At 72.4% G+C, this 21299-nt stretch carries 17 protein-coding genes and 1 tRNA gene; 17 read left to right on the top strand and 1 reads right to left on the bottom strand.

The features are described 5' to 3' along the window. Nucleotides 1-115: 115 nt before the first annotated feature. From ribB to pyk, 16 genes are all read left to right on the top strand, one after another. Complete coding sequence (gene ribB / locus C1C97_RS02180; RefSeq protein ID WP_121029855.1) at nucleotides 116-1420, top strand: 3,4-dihydroxy-2-butanone-4-phosphate synthase; 1305 nt, start codon at nucleotides 116-118, stop codon at nucleotides 1418-1420. Then, nucleotides 1417-2079, top strand: a complete 663-nt coding sequence (gene ribA, locus C1C97_RS02175) for a GTP cyclohydrolase II (protein ID WP_110919867.1) — start codon at nucleotides 1417-1419, stop codon at nucleotides 2077-2079. Before ribB ends, ribA begins: the two co-directional genes overlap by 4 nt. Further along, nucleotides 2076-2555, top strand: a complete 480-nt coding sequence (gene ribH / locus C1C97_RS02170) for a 6,7-dimethyl-8-ribityllumazine synthase (RefSeq protein WP_121029854.1) — start codon at nucleotides 2076-2078, stop codon at nucleotides 2553-2555. The genes ribA and ribH overlap by 4 nt, the downstream gene beginning before the upstream one ends. A 100-nt stretch (nucleotides 2556-2655) precedes the next feature. Next, nucleotides 2656-2919, top strand: a complete 264-nt coding sequence (locus C1C97_RS02165; RefSeq protein ID WP_110919865.1) for a phosphoribosyl-ATP diphosphatase — start codon at nucleotides 2656-2658, stop codon at nucleotides 2917-2919. Nucleotides 2920-3010: 91 nt separating this feature from the next. Further along, the gene (hisG, locus tag C1C97_RS02160) at nucleotides 3011-3856 is read left to right on the top strand and encodes an ATP phosphoribosyltransferase (RefSeq protein ID WP_110919864.1); all 846 of its coding nucleotides are present in this window, start codon (nucleotides 3011-3013) and stop codon (nucleotides 3854-3856) included. Nucleotides 3857-3927: 71 nt separating this feature from the next. Further along, entirely contained in the window at nucleotides 3928-4695 is a 768-nt protein-coding gene (hisF, locus tag C1C97_RS02155) for an imidazole glycerol phosphate synthase subunit HisF (protein WP_110919863.1), read from the top strand. A gap of 20 nt (nucleotides 4696-4715) precedes the next feature. Further along, the gene (hisI, locus tag C1C97_RS02150) at nucleotides 4716-5096 is read left to right on the top strand and encodes a phosphoribosyl-AMP cyclohydrolase (protein WP_110919881.1); all 381 of its coding nucleotides are present in this window, start codon (nucleotides 4716-4718) and stop codon (nucleotides 5094-5096) included. After that, nucleotides 5097-6653 carry an anthranilate synthase component I gene (locus C1C97_RS02145; protein WP_110919862.1) on the top strand — a complete coding sequence of 519 codons (1557 nt, stop codon included), beginning with the start codon at nucleotides 5097-5099 and terminating at the stop codon, nucleotides 6651-6653. A gap of 35 nt (nucleotides 6654-6688) precedes the next feature. Then, on the top strand, nucleotides 6689-7399 hold the full coding sequence (locus tag C1C97_RS02140; protein ID WP_121029853.1) for a Trp biosynthesis-associated membrane protein: 711 nt from the start codon (nucleotides 6689-6691) through the stop codon (nucleotides 7397-7399). 131 nt (nucleotides 7400-7530) lie between these two features. Continuing rightward, a complete protein-coding gene (locus C1C97_RS02135; protein ID WP_110918975.1) occupies nucleotides 7531-7776 on the top strand; it encodes an HGxxPAAW family protein in 246 nt (81 codons plus the stop codon). Between the two features lie 141 nt (nucleotides 7777-7917). After that, nucleotides 7918-10083, top strand: coding sequence for a bifunctional phosphoribosylanthranilate isomerase/tryptophan synthase subunit beta (locus C1C97_RS02130; protein ID WP_110918976.1), 2166 nt, complete (start codon nucleotides 7918-7920; stop codon nucleotides 10081-10083). A 59-nt stretch (nucleotides 10084-10142) separates the two neighbouring features. Beyond that, the gene (gene trpA, locus C1C97_RS02125) at nucleotides 10143-10934 is read left to right on the top strand and encodes a tryptophan synthase subunit alpha (protein WP_110919020.1); all 792 of its coding nucleotides are present in this window, start codon (nucleotides 10143-10145) and stop codon (nucleotides 10932-10934) included. Next, a complete protein-coding gene (gene lgt, locus C1C97_RS02120; protein ID WP_110918977.1) occupies nucleotides 10934-11797 on the top strand; it encodes a prolipoprotein diacylglyceryl transferase in 864 nt (287 codons plus the stop codon). Before trpA ends, lgt begins: the two co-directional genes overlap by 1 nt. A gap of 385 nt (nucleotides 11798-12182) precedes the next feature. Beyond that, nucleotides 12183-16898, top strand: coding sequence for a glutamate synthase large subunit (gltB, locus tag C1C97_RS02115; protein WP_233542663.1), 4716 nt, complete (start codon nucleotides 12183-12185; stop codon nucleotides 16896-16898). Continuing rightward, the gene (locus C1C97_RS02110) at nucleotides 16891-18354 is read left to right on the top strand and encodes a glutamate synthase subunit beta (protein WP_110918978.1); all 1464 of its coding nucleotides are present in this window, start codon (nucleotides 16891-16893) and stop codon (nucleotides 18352-18354) included. The genes gltB and C1C97_RS02110 overlap by 8 nt, the downstream gene beginning before the upstream one ends. A 320-nt stretch (nucleotides 18355-18674) precedes the next feature. Then, entirely contained in the window at nucleotides 18675-20180 is a 1506-nt protein-coding gene (gene pyk / locus C1C97_RS02105) for a pyruvate kinase (protein ID WP_121029852.1), read from the top strand. Between the two features lie 161 nt (nucleotides 20181-20341). Here the strand turns inward: pyk and C1C97_RS02100 are convergent. Beyond that, nucleotides 20342-20423, bottom strand: a tRNA-Leu gene (locus C1C97_RS02100). 302 nt (nucleotides 20424-20725) lie between these two features. Between C1C97_RS02100 and C1C97_RS02095 the strand changes: the two genes are divergently transcribed. Beyond that, nucleotides 20726-21283, top strand: a complete 558-nt coding sequence (locus tag C1C97_RS02095) for an ANTAR domain-containing response regulator (protein WP_121030491.1) — start codon at nucleotides 20726-20728, stop codon at nucleotides 21281-21283. Nucleotides 21284-21299: the final 16 nt, after the last annotated feature.

Genomic DNA, 21299 nt, shown 5'->3' with positions numbered 1-21299 from the left:
GTGCGGGCGCGGACCGCGACGCGTGATCGGCACGCAGCCGCGGCGCGACAGCCCACCGGGGCGACGCCGCCGCCGCGGGCCGCCCGCCCCCATCACAGACCCTGAGGAGCTACCAGTGTTCACCGGAATCGTAGAAGCCCAGGCCACCGTGGATCGTGTGGAACGGTTGGCGCACGACGCTGCCCGCCTCCACGTGAGCGCGGGACCCCTCGTGGCGGACCTGCCCCACGGCGGGTCCCTGGCCGTGAACGGGGTGTGCCTCACCGCCGTCCCGGCCGCGGACGGGCAGACCGCGGACTTCACCGCGGACGTCATGGGCGAGACCTTGCGGCTCACCACGCTGGGCGAGCTGCGGGACGGGGAGTCCGTGAACGTGGAGCGCTGCACGGCCGCCGGACAGCGCCTGGACGGACACGTGGTGCAGGGCCACGTGGACGGCGTGGGAACGCTGGTCTCCCGGGAACGGCACACCGGGTGGGACACCGTGCGCGTGGCGGTGCCCGCGGAACTGGCCCGCTACATCGCGGTCAAGGGCTCGATCGCCGTGGACGGCGTGTCCCTCACCGTGACCGCGGTCAACGCGCCCGCGGAACCGCGGGCGTGGTTCGAGGTGGGTGTGATCCCCGAGACGCTGCGCGCCACCACGCTGGGCACGCGCGCGCCGGGGGACCGCGTGAACCTCGAGGTGGACGTGCTGGCCAAGTACGCCGAGCGGCTGGCCTCCTACGCGGCCCCGGCGGCGTCGGACGCCGTGCGCCTGGACCCCGTGGCGGACGCGGTGGCCGCGATCGCCTCCGGCGCGGCCGTGGTGGTCGTGGACGACGAGGACCGGGAGAACGAGGGCGACCTGGTCTTCGCGGCCCAGCACGCCACCGCGCCGCTGCTGGGCTTCACCGTGCGCCACAGCTCCGGGGTGGTGTGCGTTCCCATGACCGGTGAGCGCGCGGACCACCTGGGACTGCCGCCCATGACCGCCCACAACGAGGACGCCAAGGGCACGGCCTACACCGTCACGTGCGACGCCCGCGTGGGCATCACCACCGGCATCAGCGCACGGGACCGCGCGCTGACCACCCGGCTGCTCGCGCTGCCCGGCACCTCGGGCGCGGACCTCACCCGCCCCGGCCACATCCTGCCGCTGCGCGCGGTGCCCGGCGGTGTCCGCGAACGCGCCGGTCACACCGAGGCCGCCGTGGAGCTCGCCCGCCTGGCCGGGTGCGAGCCCGTGGGTGCGATCGCGGAGGTCGTCGACGACGCCGGCCAGCCCCGCCGCGCGCCCGCCCTGCGCCGCTTCGCGGACGAGCACGGACTGGTGATGATCAGCATCGCGGACCTGATCTCCCACCTCGACGCCGCCGATCCCGCCCCCGTGGCCGCGCCGGACGACGCGCACGGCGACGGCCGGGGCCGCACCGCATGAGCGCAGCCGACGACCGCGCACCCGCGCAGGACGAGCTCGAGCACTCCGAGCCGGTGACCGTGCCCTCCGAGTACGGCACGTTCTCGGTGATCGGCTGGCGCGTGCCCGAGCCATCGGGCGCCCCCGCCACGGAGCACGTGTCCCTGTCCGCACCCGCACCGCCGGGGGAGGAGGACCTCCCGCCGCTGGTGCGTCTGCACTCCGAGTGCCTCACCGGGGACGTGTTCGGCTCCTGGCGCTGCGACTGCGGACCGCAGCTGCACCTGGCGCTGGAGCGGATCACGGAGCACGGCGGCACGGTGCTCTATCTGCGCAACCACGAGGGCCGCGGGATCGGGCTCATCAACAAGCTGCGGGCCTACAAGCTCCAGGACGAGGGTGCCGACACCGTGGACGCCAACACCATGCTCGGACTGCCCGCGGACGCCCGCGACTACACGGCCGCGGCGCGCATCCTCACGGCCATGGGGCTGAGCTCCGTCCGGCTGCTCACCAACAACCCGGACAAGGTCAGCAAGCTCGAGTCCCTCGGCATCACCGTCACGGACGTGATCCCCCACGAGGTGCACGCCCGCACCGAGAACCTGCACTACCTGCGCACCAAGCGCGACCGCATGCACCACCACCTGACCCACCTCACCCCAGGAGAGACATCATGAGCGGACACGGAGCACCCGAGAGCAACGCCGCGGACCTCGACGCCTCGCGGCTGCGCGTGGCCGTGGTGGCCGCGAGCTGGCACACCACCATCATGGACGGGCTGCTCGACGGCGCCCTGCGCGCGCTCGCGGAGGCGGGCACCGGCGACGTGGTGCAGGTGCGCGTGCCCGGCAGCTTCGAGCTGCCCGTGGCGGCCGCGCGGCTCGCGGGGACCGTGGACGCGGTGGTCGCGCTCGGCGTCGTGATCCGGGGCGGGACACCGCACTTCGACTACGTGTGCCACGCGGCGACCTCCGGGCTGACCGAGGTCTCCGTGCGCACGGGCACCCCCGTGGGCTTCGGGCTGCTCACGTGCGACACCGAGGAGCAGGGTCTGGACCGCGCCGGGCTGGAGGGATCCCACGAGGACAAGGGGTACGAGGCGGCCCACGCCGCGCTCAGCACGGCCCTCACCCTGCGGGAGCTGGACCGCTGAGCCACACCGGAACCGGCGGAGGTGCCCGCGCCCCTGCCGCACCCCCACGGCGGCCGCGGCCGCATTCGGGAGCCCGGCACACACGCAGTACCCTGGAGGGGTGAAAACCTTCGACGACCTCTTCACCGAACTCAGCGCCAAGGCCGCGCAGCGCCCCGAGGGCTCCAAGACCGTCAGGGAACTGGACTCCGGGGTGCACGGGATCGGCAAGAAGGTCGTCGAGGAGGCCGCGGAGGTCTGGATGGCGTGCGAGTACGAGTCGGACGCCGAGGCCGCCGAGGAGATCTCCCAGCTGCTCTACCACCTGCAGGTCATGATGATCGCCAAGGGCATGAGCCTCGAGGACGTCTACAAGCACCTCTGACCGCCGCGCCCACCGCGCCCGGACCGTGAGGCCGTGCGCCGGTGCACGCGTCGTGTCCCGCCCCAGAATCCGCACCGCGGAAAGGAACGTCATGCTGCGAGTCGCCGTGCCCAACAAGGGTGCGCTGTCCGAGTCCGCCATCACCATGCTCACCGAGGCCGGCTACCGGCAGCGGCGCAGCAGCCGCGAGCTGGTCCTGGTGGACGGCGACAACGGTGTGGAGTTCTTCTACCTGCGCCCCCGGGACATCGCGATCTACGTGGGCGGGGGCACCCTGGACCTCGGGATCACGGGCCGTGACCTGCTCCTGGACTCCGGCGCGGAGGCCGCCGAGGAACTGGGCCTGGACTTCGCGCGCTCCACGTTCCGCCTGGCCGGCCCGGTGGGGCAGTTCGGCTCTGTGCGGGACCTGGAGGGCAGGCGCATCGCCACCAGCTACCAGGTGCTGCTGGAGCGGCACCTGCGGGAGTGCGGTGTCCACGCCGAGGTCGTGCGACTGGACGGTGCCGTGGAGTCCGCCATCCGGCTGGGCGTCGCGGACGCCATCGCGGACGTCGTGGAGACCGGCAACACCCTGCGCGCGGCGGGGCTGGAGATCTTCGACGAGCCCATCATGCGCTCCGAGGCGCTGCTGATCCGCCGCGGCGACGAACCGGAGCCCGAGGGGCTGAGCGTGCTGCGGCGCAGGCTGCAGGGGGTGCTCGTGGCGCGGCAGTACGTGATGATGGACTACGACATCCGCGAGGAGCTGCTCGCGGCGGCCACGGAGATCACCCCGGGGATGCAGAGCCCCACCATCTCCCCGCTGGGCCACGACGGCGCCGTGGCCGTGCGTGCCATGGTGCGCAAGAGCGACACGAACAAGGTCATGGACGCGCTGTACGAGGTGGGTGCCCGGGCCATCCTGGTCTCACCCATCCAGGCCGCGCGGATCTGAGCCCCGGCAGCGCCGCCGCGGCGGCGCGGGCGGGGCGGCGAGCAGCAGCACGAGCAGTGAGGACAGCAGCTATGGGTGTGGCGGTACGGGTCATCCCGTGTCTGGACGTGGACGCCGGACGCGTGGTCAAGGGCGTGAACTTCGAGAACCTGCGCGACGCGGGAGACCCCGTGGAGCTCGCCGCGCGGTACGACCTCGCCGGTGCGGACGAGCTCACGTTCCTGGACGTCACCGCGTCCTCGGCCGAGCGGGACACCGTGTTCGAGGTCGTGGCCCGCGCCGCGGAGAAGGTGTTCATCCCGCTGACCGTGGGCGGTGGGGTGCGCTCCGTGACGGACGTGGACCGGCTGCTGCGCTGCGGCGCGGACAAGGCGTCCGTCAACACGGCCGCGGTGGACCGCCCCGAGGTCATCGACGAGATCACCCGGCACTTCGGGAGCCAGGTACTCATGCTGTCCCTGGACGCGAGGCGCACGGGCAGCACCCCGTCCGGCTTCGAGGTCACCACCCGCGGTGGCCGCACGCTCACGGGCCGCGACGCCCTGGACTGGGCCCGTGAGGCGGCGGAGCGCGGGGTGGGGGAGATCCTGCTCAACTCCATGGACGCGGACGGCACGCGTGAGGGCTTCGACCTGGAGCTGATCGCCGCGGTGCGCGAGGTCGTGGGCGTGCCCCTGATCGCGTCCGGCGGTGCGGGGTCCCCCGAGCACTTCCCGCCCGCGGTGGCGGCCGGGGCGGACGCCGTACTGGCGGCGTCGGTGTTCCACTTCGGGCCCACCAACGCGATCGCGGACGTCAAGGCCGCCCTGCGCGCCGCCGGGTACGAGGTGCGCCGGTGAGCGCGGGGCAGGACACCCCCGTGACGGGCCCCGCGGGCGGAGCCACCGCCCCGGGTCTGGACCCGGACATCGCCCGCCGGCTCAAGCGGGATCCCGCCGGGCTCGTGGCCGCGGTGGTCCAGCAGCACGACACCGGCGAGGTGCTCATGCTGGGCTGGATGGACGACGAGGCGCTGCACCGCACCCTCACCGAGGGCCGGGTCACTTTCTGGTCCCGCTCCCGCCAGGAGTACTGGCGCAAGGGGGACACCTCCGGCCACGTCCAGCGCGTGCACTCCGTGCACCTGGACTGCGACGGGGACGCCCTGCTCGTGCGGGTGGACCAGACCGGCGCGGCATGCCACACCGGGACCCGCACGTGCTTCGACGATCGGGACCTTCACGCGGAACAGGCGGTCTGAATGCAGCAGCTCGGCACCATCACCCCCACCCTGGAGGAGTTCCGGGAGCACGCGGCCGGCCGGCGGGTGGTCCCGGTGCGCACCACGGTGCTCGCGGACGCCCTCACCCCGGTGGGTCTCTACCGCGCGCTCGTGGCCCGCGACGGCGCGCCCCGCCCGGGCACGTTCCTGCTCGAGTCCGCGGCCGAGGGCGGGGTCTGGTCCCGGTACTCCTTCGTGGGCGCCGGGTCCGTGGCCACCCTGACGGCGAAGGACGGGCAGGCGCACTGGCTCGGGGACGCACCCGCGGGCGCCCCCACGGACGGCGACCCGCTCGAGGCCCTGCGCGCGACCATGCAGCTGCTGCACACCGAGCCGTTCGAGGGCGTCCCGCCGCTGACCAGCGGCATGGTGGGATTCGTGGGCTGGGAGGCCGTGCGGCACTGGGAGAAGCTGCCGCACCCGCCCGAGGACGACCTGCGGCTTCCCGAGCTCGCCATGAACCTCGTGGCGGACATGGCCGTGCACGACAACAGGGACGGCTCCGTGCTGCTGGTCGCCAACGCGGTCAACGTCAACGGCACGGACGAGAACGTGGACGCCGCCTACCACGACGCCGTGGCGCGGCTGCACTCGATGGTCCGGCGGCTGGCCACCCCGCTGGAGCGCACCACGGTGTCGGTGGCCGAGCCCGGCCACGGGGAGGTGGACCTCGAGTCCGCCGTCCGGCAGTCCTGGGACCGCGAGCTGTTCATGTCCGCGATCGAGCGGGGCAAACAGGCCATCGTGGACGGGGACGTCTTCCAGGTGGTGGTCTCCCGCCGCTTCGAGGCCGAGTGCCACGCGAGCTCCCTGGACGTGTACCGCACGCTGCGTCGGATCAACCCCAGCCCGTACATGTACCTCTACTCCTTCGAGGACGCGGGGGGCAGGCCCTACTCCATCGTGGGCTCCTCGCCCGAGGCGCTCGTGACCGTGACCGGACGCCAGGCCGTGACCCACCCCATCGCCGGTTCGCGCCCGCGCGGTGCCACCGTGGACGAGGACCTCGCCCTGGGCCAGGACCTGCTCGCGGACCACAAGGAGCGTGCCGAGCACCTGATGCTCGTGGACCTCGCCCGCAACGACCTCTCCAAGGTGGCCGAACCCGGCAGCGTGGACGTCAGCGAGTTCATGCAGATCGAGCGCTTCAGCCACGTCATGCACCTGTGCTCCACCGTGGTGGCCCGGATGCGCGCGGACGTCAGCGCCTACGACGTCCTGGCCGCCACCTTCCCCGCCGGAACCCTCTCCGGCGCGCCCAAGCCCCGTGCGCTGCAGCTGCTGGACGGGTACGAGCCCCTGCGCCGTGCCGTGTACGGCGGAGTGGTGGGATACATGGACTTCGCCGGGAACATGGACATGGCCATCGCCATCCGCACCGCGCTGCTGCTCGAGGGCACGGCCTACGTCCAGGCGGGCGGGGGTATCGTGGCTGACTCGGACCCCGAGTCCGAGGCCCAGGAATCCCTGAACAAGGCCACCGCGCCGTTGCGCGCCGCGCTGCTCGCACAGTCGCTGCGCGAGCTCACGCGGTGATACCGCCACCGCACCACCCCGCGAGGAGCTCCCACGTGCTGCGTCGTACCGCGCCCGCCGTCCTGATCACCCTGCTGTGCGCGCTCGCGCTCTTCGGCACCACCACCGTGGCCTGGATCCACGCGGCGGTCACCACGTCCCTGCAGCCGATCACGGTGGACGTCAAGGGTTCCGACGCCGCACCGGCCGTCACGGCCCTCGGTCTCGTGGCCGCGGTGGCCGCCGTGGCCTCGGCCCTGGGCGGGCGGATCCTGCGCTCCGTCGTCGGCGCCGTGGTGGCGCTCGCCGGGGTGGGCGCGGCGATCGCGGTGCTCGCCGTGACCGCCGATCCCCGGGCGGCGGCCCAGCCCACGGTGGGGACCCGGACGGGAGTGATCAACGGCGGCGGCGACTACACCATGACCGGCTGGCCGTGGGCGGCCGTGACCGCCGCCGTCCTGCTGACCCTGTGCGGTGTGTGGCTGGTGCTGGTGGCCCAGCGGGTGCGGCGGCGCGCCACGCAGCGCTTCGACCGGGCCGCCCTCACGGGTGCGGGGGCTCCCGCACCGCGGGACCGGCGGGACGCGGGCGCCGGGGCCGACGCGGGCGGGGCGTCGGACGCGCGCACCGGTGCGACCGCGGCGAGCACGGCGGGCGCGGCGGCGTCGTCGGGTGCCGCGGGGGAGACCCAGGCCGCGGAGCACGCCGACGACATCGACACGTGGGACGCACTGACCCGCGGCGAGGACCCCACCCGAAAGGCGTGAGCGGGGCGGGATGCCGTCCCGCGGCCCCGGGAAGTGGCACAATGGTGCGGGAGAACACCCGGGCTCGCGTGCCGCGCGAGAACGGAACAGCACGAGCCGCAGGCTCGACCGGCACGGGAGAGTGGACACGCATGTCGAACACCGATCAGATCATCCTGGACCACACCGCCGCGGTGGGGCACGGCAACACCGTGGCCGCCTGGGCCTGCGTGGCCGTGATGACCGTGGGCGTCATCGTGGGCTGCGTGGGATTCCTGAACGCGTCCGTGCCCGTGACCGTGGTGGGCATCGGGTTCATCGTCGTCGGCATGATCGTGGGCGCGGTGCTCAAGGCCATGGGCTACGGTAAGGGCGGTTCCAAGACCGCCGCCCACTGATCCCCGCCCTGCGATCGCCGGCGCGGACCGGAACCGAATGCATCGACCGATGACCAGTTCCTCCCACGGGGGAACTGGTCATCGGCATCAGTGTGGTGGGTGCCCCGGGCGCCGCTACGCACCGAGAGACTAGGGAGTCACATGACGCAGCAGCACACCGGCACGGTGCTGGAGACGATCATCGAGGGGGTGCGCGAGGACCTCGAGACCCGCAGGGCGTCCGTGAGCCTGCAGCAGGTGCAGCGCGCGGCCGCGGAGCAGACCCCGGCGCTGGACGCGGAGGCCGCGCTACGCGGTTCCGATCCCGCCGCGGTGCAGGTCGTCGCCGAGGTGAAGCGTTCGAGCCCCTCCAAGGGCGCGCTGGCGGAGATCACGGACCCCGCGCGGCTCGCTGCGGCGTACGAGCGCGGTGGGGCCTCGGTCATCTCGGTGCTCACCGAGCAGCGGCGCTTCGGCGGCTCGCTCGCGGACCTGGACGCCGTGCGCCGCGCCGTGGGCATCCCGGTGCTGCGCAAGGACTTCGTGGTGGCGGACTACCAGGTGTGGGAGGCCCGCGCCCACGGTGCGGACATGGTGCTGCTCATCGTGGCCGCCCTCGACGACGCCGCCCTGGCACGGCTGCTCGAGCTCACCCACCACCTGGGGATGCACGCCCTGGTGGAAACCCACACCGAGGAGGAGATCGACCGCGCGGTGGCCGCGGGCGCGCGCATCATCGGCGTGAACACGCGCGACCTCAAGACCCTGGACGTGGACGTCCACACGTTCGGGCGGCTCGCCCGGCGGCTGCCGCGGGAGGCCGTGGTCGTGGCCGAGTCCGGTGTGGCCGGCGAGGAGCAGATCCGGCTCTACGCGGGCCACGGCGCGAACGCCGTGCTGGCCGGCGAGGCCCTGGTCACCGCGGCGGACCCGGCCCAGCGCATCGCCCGCTTCCGTGAGGTGGGAGCCCTGGCCCGCGGCGAGTTCCTGGACGGAGCCACCCCGCCCGCGGCCCAGGCCGAGTTCGCGGCCCGGCAGGCGGCCGCGGCACCCGAGGAGGAGCGGCCCGAGTCCCTGCGGCACGCCCCGGGCCCGTACTTCGGGGACTTCGGCGGGCGCTGGATGCCCGAGTCCCTCGTGGCGGCGCTGGACGAGCTGAGCGAGACCTTCGAGAAGGCCCGCACGGACGACGAGTTCCAGGAGGAGTTCAAGCGGCTCTCCCGGGACTACTCCGGGCGGCCCTCCCTGCTGACCGAGGCGGAGCGCTTCGGGGCGGAGCTCGGCGTGCGGGTGTTCCTCAAGCGCGAGGACCTCAACCACACCGGCTCCCACAAGATCAACAACGTGCTGGGTCAGGCCCTGCTGGCCCGCCGCATGGGCAAGACCCGGCTGATCGCCGAGACCGGCGCCGGTCAGCACGGCGTGGCCACCGCCACGGCCGCCGCGCTGTTCGGCATGGAGTGCCGCGTGTACATGGGCGAGGAGGACACCCGCCGTCAGGCGCTGAACGTGGCGCGCATGCGGCTGCTGGGTGCCGAGGTCGTGGCCGTGACCAACGGCTCGCGCACCCTCAAGGACGCCATCAACGAGGCGCTGCGGGACTGGGTGGCCTCCGTGGACACCACCCACTACCTGCTCGGCACCGCCGCGGGGCCGCACCCGTTCCCCGCGATGGTCCGCTACTTCCACGAGCAGATCGGCGAGGAGGCCCGCGCCCAGATCCTGGAGCAGACCGGCCGCCTGCCGGACGCCGTGACCGCGTGCGTGGGCGGCGGCTCCAACGCCATCGGGATCTTCCACGGCTTCCTGGACGACCCCGCCGTGGAGCTCTACGGCAACGAGGCCGGCGGGGACGGCGTGTCCACCGGGCGCCACGCCGCCACCATCTCGCTGGGCCGTCCCGGTGTGCTGCACGGCGCACGGACGTTCCTCATGCAGGACACGGACGGGCAGACGGTGGAGTCCCACTCCATCTCCGCGGGCCTGGACTACCCGGCCGTGGGTCCGGAGCACTCCTACCTGCACTCGATCGGCCGCGTGAAGTACGAGGCCGTCACGGACGAGCAGGCCATGGACGCGTTCCGGCTGCTGTGCCGCACCGAGGGCATCATCCCCGCCATCGAGTCCTGCCACGCACTCGCGGGCGCGCGCGACGTGGCCGCGCGGTGGGTCGCGGAGCTGGGCCCCGAGGCGGCGGCCGAGAAGATCATCGTGGTGTCCCTGTCCGGGCGCGGCGACAAGGACGTGGCCACGGCCGCGGAGTGGTTCGACATGCTGCCGGACGGCAGCCACGAGGAGCGCGTGGCGCAGAAGGGCGAGAAACTGTGAGCACCACCGGAGCACCGAGCACGCCCGCGGGACTGATCGCGCGGATCGTCCCCGAGAACCTGAGCGCCCGTGAGGACTCGGCGCTGTCGCGCCGGATCGAGGCGTGCCGGGCGGAGGGACGGCCCGCCCTGGTGGGCTACCTGCCCGCCGGGTACCCCACCGTCGAGGAGTCGGTGGCCGCCGCCGTCGCACTGGGCCGCAACGGCGCGGACGTCATCGAGATCGGGATCCCGTACTCGGATCCCGTGATGGACGGACCGGTGATCCAGGCGGCCACCACCGAGTCACTGGCCAACGGCTTCCACGTCTCGGACGTCTTCACCGTGGTGCGCGCCGTGGCCGAGCAGACGGACGCGGTGCCCGTGGTGATGACGTACTGGAACCCCGTGCTGCAGACCGGCGTGGACGAGTTCGCCCGCCGGCTCAGCGCGGCCGGGGGAGCGGGCATCATCACCCCGGACCTGATCCCGGACGAGGCCGGCGAGTGGTTCGCGGCGTCCGAGGAGCACGGCCTGGACCGGATCTTCCTGGTGGCGCCATCCACCACGCGCGAGCGCATGGACATGACCGTGCACGCGGCCTCCGGGTTCCTGTACGCGGTGTCCGTCATGGGCGTCACGGGAGCCCGGGACCGGGTGTCCTCGGCGGCCGAGGACGTCGTGGCCCGCGCCCGGGCCGCCGGGGCGCAGCGGGTGTGCGTGGGACTGGGTGTCTCCACGCGCGAGCACGTCCTGGAGATCGGGCGGTACGCGGACGGTGTGATCGTGGGAACCGCTCTCGTGCGGGCCCTCGGTGAGGGCGGTCCCGAGGCCGTGGGGCGGCTCACCGCGCAGCTCGCGGGACGCGAGTGATGTCCCTGGTGGTTCCCGCCGCGCTGCCCTCACCGGACGTCAGCAGCATCCACCTGGGATTCCTCACCATCCACTTCTACGCGCTGTGCATCCTCGTGGGCATGGGGCTGGCCGGCTGGCTCACCATGCGGCGCTGGCGTGCCCGCGGGCAGGATCCGGACGTGCTGTGGGACATCGTCTTCTGGGCCGTGATCGCGGGCATCGTGGGCGCGCGCGCCTACCACGTGCTGATCACGGACCCGCAGGGGTACTTCGGCCCGGGAGCGGATCCGCTGGCCGTGCTGCGGATCTGGGAGGGCGGTCTGGGCATCATGGGAGCCGTGCTGTTCGGCGCCGCCGCGGCCTGGCTGGTCTCCCGCCGGAACGGGCTCTCCCTCACGGTCTTCGCGGACTGCGTGGCCCCCGGGCTGCTGCTGGCCCAGGCCGTGGGGCGCTGGGGCAACTGGTTCAACCAGGAGCTCTTCGGCAGACCCACCACCCTGCCGTGGGGCCTGCAGATCTCGCCCGCGTCCCCGAACTTCCCCCCGGGGCTCCCGGCGGACACCCTGTTCCACCCCACGTTCCTCTACGAGAGCCTGTGGGACCTGCTGGGCGTGGTGCTCCTGCTGCTGGTCGACCGCCGGATGCGTGACACCCACGGCCGACTGTTCGCGCTCTACATGGTCTACTACGGCGTGGGGCGGCTGCTGATCGAGCTGTTCCTGCGCGTGGATCCCGCGCTCATGGTTGCCGGCGTCCGGGTGCACGTGTGGACGTCGCTGCTCATCGTCGTCGCCGGTGCGGCGCTCTACGTCCTGCTGGGGCGCGGGGCGCGCCCGCGGGAGGCGGGCACCGCGGCGTCGCACGGCGCCGCCGGCGCCTGACGCCGAGCCGCTCGCCGCGGCGGCCCACGGGATGTCTCCCAGCGGCGTCGCACCGCGACAGGCGGGCCGGCGCACGGCTGGCACGAGCGGGCCCCGGACACCGGTCCGGGGCCCGCTTCCGTGCGCTGTCCACATGTCGGAACGGGTCGGCCGGGGCTGCCGTGTGATCTGAACTACGTGGTACGTTACCCACGAACCGTGCGCGACCGCCCATCCTCAAGGTCCCGCCGGTCCGATCCTCGGCTCGCCACAGAGCCGCTTCCTTCCGCAACGGGGCGGACACACGCGTCACATGGATCTCACGACGCCCGCCGCGCACCCACCGAGTGTTCCCGGGTCTCGTCGACGCACCAGAACTGCCCACCCCTTGGTGAGGAGCTCCGTCATGAGCCAACAGCATTCCCGTGACCTCGGATCCACCGGGGAACCGCCCGCGGACCGGCACGACGCCGCGCGGCCGGGCGCCCCGGACGAGCAGCGCACCGCCGCCGTCTCGCCCTTCGAACAGTTCTCCGCGGTCCCCGAGGACCAGGGCCTGTACCACGCGGAGGACGAGAAGGACGCGTGCGGCCTCGCGGTCGTGGCCACCCTGGACGGTGTGGCCTCCCACGACATCGTGGACGCCGCGCTGGGCGCACTGCGCAACCTCGAGCACCGCGGTGCCGTGGGCGGGGACGAGGGCACCGGCGACGGCGCCGGGATCCTCACCCAGATCCCGGACCGGTTCCTGCGCGAGAGCGTGGACTTCCACCTTCCGCCCCGCGGTGCCTACGTGGTGGGCACCGCGTTCCTGCCCACCGGCGGCAGGCACCTGGCCGAGCTCAAGCGCGCCCTGGAGGAGCTGGCCCGCGCCGAGCGGCTCACGGTCCTCGGCTGGCGGGACGTCCCGGTGGTCGACGACGCCGTGGGCGCCGCCGCGCGCGCCGTGATGCCCACCTTCGTGCAGTTCTTCGTCTCGGACAGCGGCCACAACGAGCGGGCGGCCTCCCTGTTCGCCCGGGATGCCACGTCGCACGACCCGGTGGCCGCGCAGCTGGAGCTGGACCAGCGGGCGTTCCGCGTGCGCAAGCGGGCGCAGAACAAGTTCGGGGTGTACTTCCCCTCGTTCTCCTCCCGCACGCTCGTGTACAAGGGGATGCTCACCACCGCGCAGCTCGAGCCGTTCTACCCCGACCTCTCCGACCCCCGGTTCGAGACCCGGCTGGCCGTGGTGCACTCGCGCTTCTCCACCAACACGTTCCCGTCCTGGCCGCTCGCGCAGCCCATGCGCACCCTGGCCCACAACGGGGAGATCAACACCGTGGTGGGCAACCGGAACTGGATGCGCGCCCGGCAGTCCTCGATGTCCGGGGCCGTGCTGGGCCGGCAGCCCGAGGACCTGTTCCCCATCTGCTCCGAGGGCGCCTCGGACTCCCAGTCCCTGGACGAGGTCGCGGAGCTGCTGCAGCTCGCGGGCCGCCCGGTGGCGGAGACCATGCTCATGCTGATCCCGGAGGCGTGGCAGAACCACGAGAGCATGGACCCGCAGCTGAGGGCGTTCTACGAGTACCACTCCACGCTCATGGAGCCGTGGGACGGCCCGGCGTGCGTGTCCTTCACGGACGGCGTGCGCGTGGGCTCCGTGCTGGACCGCAACGGGCTGCGTCCGGGCCGGTTCTGGCAGACCGACGACGGTCTGGTGGTCTTCGCGTCCGAGGTGGGCGTGGTGGACGTGGGGGACCGCAGGATCGTGCGCAAGGGCCGCGTGGCCCCCGGCACCATGTTCCTCGTGGACACGGACGAGGGCCGGATCGTGCCGGACGCCGAGATCAAGGCCGAGCTCGCGGCCGCCCGGCCGTGGCAGGACTGGGTGCGGGACTCCGTGCGTCCCATCGCGGAGCTGCCGCAGCGCGAGCACATGACGCACCCCGCGCACTCCATCCGGCTGCGCCAGAAGACCTTCGGCTACACCGAGGAAGAGCTCAGGATGATCATCGGCCCCATGGCGCTCGCCGGTGCCGAGCCCATCTACGCCATGGGCACGGACACCCCCGTGGCGGTGCTGTCCAACCGTTCACGCCTGCTGTTCGACTACTTCGTGCAGTCCTTCGCGCAGGTCACCAATCCGCCGCTGGACGCGATCCGCGAGGAGCTCGTGACCTCCATGGCCGGTGCGGTGGGACCCATGGCCGACATGCTGTCCACGCAGCAGACCCGCACGCGCCAGATCCGCCTGCCCTTCCCGGTGATCGACAACGACCAGCTGGACCAGTTCGTGCACCTGGACGACGACGACGGCGCCCCGCTGAGTCTGCGCGTGCGCGGGCTCTACCGCCCGGTGGACGGGGCGCAGTCCCTGCGGGCCCGGATCGCGGAGATCTGCGAGAAGGTCTCCGCGGCCGTGAACCGCGGCGTGCAGTTCGTGATCGTCTCCGACCGCGACTCCAACGGGGTCTGGGCGCCCATCCCCTCGCTGCTGCTGACGTCGGCGGTGCACCACCACCTGCTGCGCTCGGCCACCCGCACGAGGGTGGCGCTGATCGTGGAGTCCGGGGACGTGCGTGAGGTGCACCACGTGGCCCTGCTGCTGGGCTACGGGGCGTCCGCGGTGAACCCCTACCTGGCCATGGAGTCCGCCGAGGAGCTCGTGCGCCGCGGGGACGTCGAGGGCGTCACCGAGGAGCAGGCCGTGGCGAACCTCATCACCGCCCTGGGGAAGGGCGTGCAGAAAATCATGTCCAAGATGGGCATCTCCACCGTGCAGTCCTACTGCGGCGCCCAGACGTTCGAGGCACTGGGGCTGTCCAGCGAGCTGGTCGCCGACTACTTCACGGGCACCCGCACGCAGATCGAGGGCGTGGGCCTGGACGTGATCGCCGCGGAGACCGAGGCCCGCCACCGGCTCGCGTACCCCGAGGACGGGGTGACCGAGCCCCACCGGGACCTCGCGACCGGCGGCGAGTACGACTGGCGCCGTGAGGGCCCGCGCCACCTCTTCGACCCGCACACCGTGTTCCGGCTGCAGCACGCCACGCGCACCGGGCGCTACGACATCTTCAAGTCCTACACCCAGCGGGTGGACGACCAGGCGAGGGAGATCGCGTCCCTGCGCGGACTCATGAGCTTCGAGTCCACCCGTGAGCCGGTGGACATCGACGAGGTGGAACCCGTGAGCGAGATCGTCAAGCGCTTCGCCACGGGCGCCATGAGCTACGGCTCCATCTCCATGGAGGCCCACGAGACGCTGGCGATCGCCATGAACCGGCTGGGCGCCAAGTCCAACACGGGCGAGGGAGGCGAGGACGTGGAGCGCCTCGTGGACCCCGAGCGCCGCTCGGCCGTCAAGCAGGTGGCCTCCGGGCGCTTCGGCGTCACGAGCCTCTACCTCGCGTCCGCGGACGACCTGCAGATCAAGATGGCCCAGGGCGCCAAGCCCGGCGAGGGCGGGCAGCTGATGGCACGGAAGGTCTACCCGTGGATCGCCCGCACCCGGCACTCCACCCCGGGGGTCTCCCTGATCTCCCCGCCGCCGCACCACGACATCTACTCCATCGAGGACCTCGCGCAGCTGATCTACGACCTCAAGCGCGCCAACCCGAACGCGCGCGTGCACGTCAAGCTCGTCTCGGAGCGGGGGATCGGCACGGTGGCGGCGGGCGTGACCAAGGCCAAGGCCGACGTCGTGCTGGTCTCCGGCCACGACGGCGGCACGGGTGCCGCGCCCCTGAACTCCCTCAAGCACGCCGGCATGCCGTGGGAGCTGGGGCTCGCCGAGACCCAGCAGACCCTGCGGCTCAACGGGCTGCGCGAGCGCGTGGTGGTGCAGGCGGACGGACAGCTGAAGACCGGCCGGGACGTCGTCGTCGCCGCGCTGCTCGGGGCGGAGGAGTTCGGCTTCGCCACCGCGCCGCTCGTGGTGGAGGGCTGCATCATGATGCGCAAGTGCCACCTGGACACGTGCCCCGTGGGTGTGGCCACCCAGAACCCCGAGTTGCGCTCGCGCTTCACGGGAAAGGCCGAGCACGTGGTGAACTTCTTCGAGTTCATCGCCCAGGAGGTGCGCGAGCACCTCGCGCAGCTCGGCTTCCGCAGCATCGCGGAGGCCGTGGGCCACTCCGAGGTGCTGCGCACCCGGGAGGCGGTCGAGCACTGGAAGGCCAAGGGCCTGGACCTGAGCCCGGTGCTGGAGTCCTTCCGCGCGGAGGGCGTCACGGGCGGACTGCGCAGTACCACCGCGCAGGACCACGAGCTCGGGAAGCACTTCGACACGAAGCTCATCCCGCTCGCGCGCCCCGCGATCGACGACGCCGAACCCGTGCGCGTGCAGGAGCGCGTGCACAACACGGACCGGGCGGTGGGCACGATGCTCGGCTACACCGTCACGAACGCCCTCGGCACGCGCGAGCTGCCGGACGACACGATCGACGTGACCCTGACAGGCGCGGCCGGGCAGTCCCTCGGTGCGTTCATCCCGCGCGGCATCACGCTGCGGCTGGAGGGCGACGCCAACGACTACACCGGCAAGGGGCTCTCCGGCGGTCGGATCATGGTGCGACCACCGCGGGACGCGGGCTTCACCGCCCACGAGAACGTGATCGCCGGCAACGTGATCGGATACGGCGCCACGAGCGGCGAGATGTTCTTCGACGGCGTGGTGGGCGAGCGGTTCCTGGTCCGCAACTCCGGGGCCACCGCGGTGGTCGAGGGCATCGGAGACCACGGCTGCGAGTACATGACCGGCGGCGTCGCCCTGGTCCTGGGCGAGACCGGGCGCAACTTCGGCGCCGGGATGTCCGGGGGCGTGGCCTACGTCCTGGACCTCGACGAGCTGGACGTCAACAAGCAGGCACGCGAGCACGGCGACCTGCAGCTCTCGCCCCTGGACGACGACGACCGGGAGCTGGTGCTGGGCCTGCTCAAGCGCCACGGCGAGGAGACGGGCTCGCGGTTCGCCGCCACGCTGCTCGCGGACCCCCAGCAGAGCCTGGACCGGTTCACCAAGGTGCTGCCGCGGGACTACTCCGCGGTGCTCGCACTGCGCAACGAGGCCGAAGCCGAGGGTGCGGACCCGGACGGCGACGGCACCTGGCACAAGATCCTGGAGGCGACCCGACATGGCTGATCCCCGCGGTTTCCTGGAGATCCGCTCGCGGGCGGACCGTCCCAAGCGCCCCGTCCCGGTGCGGCTCATGGACTACAAAGAGGTGCAGCAGCGCCAGGAGGCCGGCGTGCTACACCAGCAGTCCGGGCGCTGCATGGACTGCGGCGTGCCGTTCTGCCACCAGGGCTGCCCCCTGGGCAACCTGATCCCGGAGTGGAACGACCTCGTGTGGCGGGAGCGCTGGGACGAGGCGTCCGAGCGGATGCACGCCACCAACAACTTCCCGGAGTTCACGGGGCGGGTGTGCCCCGCGCCGTGCGAGTCCTCGTGCGTGCTGGGCATCAACCAGGATCCCGTGACCATCAAGCAGGTGGAGTACGCGATCGGGGAGAAGGCGTTCGAGGACGGCCTGATCGAGCCCTGCATCCCGCAGCGGCTCGTGGGCAGGACCGTCGCGGTGGTCGGCTCCGGGCCCGCGGGCCTCGCCGCCGCGCAGCAGCTCACGCAGGCCGGGTTCACGGTGGCGGTGTACGAGCGCGACGACCGCATCGGCGGGCTGCTGCGCTACGGCATCCCGGACTTCAAGCTCGAGAAGTCCGTCCTGGAGCGCCGCCTGGAGGTGATGCGCCAGGAGGGCACCAGGTTCCGTCCGGGCGTGGAGATCGGCAGGGACATCACGTGGGACGTGCTGCGCCGGCGCTACGACGCCGTCATCGTGGCCACGGGCGCCACCCGGGCCCGGGATCTCGACATCCCCGGGCGGGATCTGGCGGGGATCCACTACGCCATGGACTACCTGGTGCGCTCCAACAAGCACGTGGCGGGGGACGACGTCCCCGATCCGATCGGCGCGCGCGGCAAGCACGTGATCGTGCTCGGCGGCGGGGACACCGGCTCGGACTGCATCGGCACCGCGCTGCGCCAGGGCGCGGCGTCCGTGACGTCGCTGGCCATCGGGCGCAAGCCGCCGGTGGACCGGGCGGACGAGGAGCCGTGGCCCATGATGCCCCGGGTCTTCGAGGTGTCCACGTCCCACGAGGAGGGCGGTGAGCGCAGCTACCTGGCCGCCACGGTGGAGTTCGTGGGGGAGGACGGTGTGCTCACGGGCCTGCGGGTCGCCGAGACCGAGCACCGCGAGGACGGCACCCGAGCTCCCCGCCCGGGCACCGAGAAGGTGCTGCCCGCGGACCTGGTACTCCTGGCCCTGGGCTTCACCGGCACCGAGTCCGAGCAGCTCACGGAGCAGCTGCCGGTGGCGCTGGACCGCCGCAGCAACCTGGAGCGGGACGAGACGTACATGACGGCCGTGGACGGGGTGTTCTCGTGCGGGGACGCCGGGCGCGGGCAGTCGCTCGTGGTGTGGGCCATCGCGGAGGGCCGGGCGTGCGCCGCGCACGTGGAGCGCCACCTCACGGGTCAGACCCGGCTGCCGGAGCCCGTGGAGCCCTCGGAGCGGGCCATCGACCTCAGCCTCTGAGGGCGCCGGGCTCCGGGCGACGGGCCCCCGCCACCGGGGCGGGCTCCGGCCACGGGCGCCGGGCCTCGGCCCTGCCACGGGCCCGAGGACCCCGTCCGGGTGGCGGAACCGGGTGGGAGCGCGCGGGCGGGACCCGCATGCTGACCCGTGTGACGGAGCACGCAGCGGGTCATCAGCGGGCTCATATTCATTCTTGCCCCGCGTTGCTAGGCTGGAAAGCAACATCGGCGAAGCGGCCGCGGCCACGCAGCATCGGGCTGCGCGACCCGGCCGCTTCGTCGTGTGTGCCAACCATCCGTTCTCCGAAAGGGAGTCTCCACATGCGTCGAGCGAAGATCGTGGCCACCATCGGCCCCGCCATTTCCTCCTACGAGAACGTCACCCGGGCCATCGAGGCCGGAATGAACGTGGCCCGCCTGAACATGAGCCACGGCGACCACTCCGTGCACAACGCCTCCTACGAGAACCTACGGCGCGCGAGCGACGAGCTCGGCACCACCGTGGCGATCCTCGCGGACCTGCAGGGCCCCAAGATCCGGCTGGGCAACTTCGCGGACGGCCCCCACGACCTCGAGATCGGCGACACGTTCACGATCACCGTGCGGGACGTGCCCGGCACCAAGGAGCTGTGCTCCACCACGCACAAGGGCCTGCCGGGGGACGTCAACGTGGGCGACCCGCTGCTGATCGACGACGGCAAGGTGGCCCTGCGCGCCACCGCCGTCTCGGACACGGACGTCACCACCGAGGTGGTGGTCCCCGGAACGGTGTCGAACCACAAGGGCATCAACCTCCCGGGCGTCGCGGTCAACGTGCCCGCCCTGAGCGAGAAGGACGAGGCGGACCTGCGCTGGGCCCTGCAGCGCGGCGTGGACATCATCGCGCTGTCCTTCGTGCGGGACGCCAAGGACATCACCCGCGTCCACGAGATCATGGCGGAGGAGGGGCGCACCATCCCCGTGATCGCCAAGATCGAGAAGCCCCAGGCCGTGGACGCGCTGCACGAGATCATCGACGCGTTCGACGGCATCATGGTGGCCCGCGGGGACCTCGGCGTCGAGCTTCCCCTGGAGGCCGTGCCGATCGTGCAGAAGCGCGCCATCGAGCTGGCCCGGCGCTGGGCCAAGCCCGTGATCGTGGCCACCCAGGTGCTCGAGTCCATGATCGACAACCCGCGCCCCACGCGCGCGGAGGCCTCGGACTGCGCCAACGCCGTGCTCGACGGCGCGGACGCCGTGATGCTCTCGGGCGAGACCTCGGTGGGCAAGTACCCCATCAAGACCCTCGAGACCATGTCCGACATCATCACCGCCACCGAGCGCGAGGGCATGGACCGCATGCCGGCGCTCGGCACGGAGCCCCGCACGCGCGGCGGCGCCATCACCCGCGCGGCCGTGACCATTGCACGGCAGCTGAACGTGAACTACATCTGCACGTTCACCCAGTCCGGTGACTCCGCGCGTCGGCTCTCCCGGCTGCGCCCGGACCGCCCCATCCTCGCGTTCACCCCGGAGACGAGCGTGCAGTCCTGGCTGCAGCTGCTGTGGGGCGTGCACCCCATCCGGGTGGACCGCGTGGAGCACACCGACGACATGACCCGCCAGGTGGACCACTACCTGCTGGAGTACGACCTCGCGGACACCGAGGACATGGTGGTGATCTGCGCCGGCTCGCCCCCCGGGCACGCCGGGTCCACCAACCTGGTCAAGGTGCACCGCGTGGGTGATCTCCAGGACGCGGGGGAGGCACCCCGGCGGGATCCGCACGAGCGGGTGGGCCCGTGGGGCACGAGCCTGCCGGGCTCCATCTCGTGGCGGGAGCCGTGATCCGCTGACCGGCGGAGAGCCCGCCCACGCGGGTGGGCGCACGACGGCGCGGGGTGCGGATCGAGGGATCCGGGCCCCGCGCCGTCGTCGTCCCCGGTGCAGGCCCGGGAGGGCGTGGGAAAGGCCCCGTCCGACGGGCGTCGAACGGGGCCTGGGAGGGGTGCCCAAGGTGGGACTCGAACCCACACATGTCTCCATACCGCATTTTGAGTGCGGCGCGTCTGCCAATTCCGCCACTTGGGCAACGGTGCGGCGGCCGAGCCCCGCGAGAAGGGTGGGATCCGGCGCCGAACGGCGGCTCACAGCATACATGATGGGTCTAGGCTGGACTCAGGCATCCCCCTGGACCGCGGCGCTGTGCTGTGTCTCACGGGGCGTGCGCGCCGCACTCGTGGTTGGATGCGGTGTCGAGATCATCGAGACGACCACCGAGCCGAGGAGCACCCGTGACGGATCCGCAGCACACCCCCGAGCCCGACACCGCGGATGCCACGGCGGAGCAGGCCGGGCCGAGCGCCGAGAACACCGGGGCGGCCCCCCGCACCGTGGTGGTCGCGGAGGACGAGGCCCTGATCCGCATGGACATCGTGGAGATGCTCGAGGATACCGGCTACCGCGTGGTGGGCCAGGCGGAGAACGGTGAACGCGCCGTGGCCCTGGCCACCGAGCACCGCCCGGACCTCGTGCTCATGGACGTGAAGATGCCCGTGATGGACGGGATCACGGCAGCGGAGCAGATCGCCGCCGAGCGGATCGCCCCGGTGGTGCTGCTGACCGCGTTCAGCCAGCGCGAGCTCGTGGAGCGCGCGCGCGAGGCCGGTGCCATGGCCTACGTGGTCAAGCCGTTCACGGTGGACGACGTCGTGCCGGCCATCGAGATCGCCATGTCCCGGTTCGAGGAGATCGCCGCCCTCGAGAACGAGGTGGCGGACATGAAGGAGCAGTTCGCCACGCGCAAGCTCGTGGAGCGCGCGAAGTCCCTGCTGCAGACCAAGATGGGCCTGTCCGAGCCCGAGGCGTTCCGCTGGATCCAGAAGACGTCCATGGACCGCCGGCTGTCCATGCGCGAGGTGGCGGAGGCCATCATCAACCAGGTGGCCTGAACGCCCCGCGGCGGCC

This window comes from Kocuria tytonis, from assembly GCF_003226895.2.
Classification (GTDB): domain Bacteria; phylum Actinomycetota; class Actinomycetes; order Actinomycetales; family Micrococcaceae; genus Kocuria; species Kocuria tytonis.
Note: the sequence above shows the minus strand (reverse complement) of the source record. Positions and strands in the feature narration are given on the sequence as shown.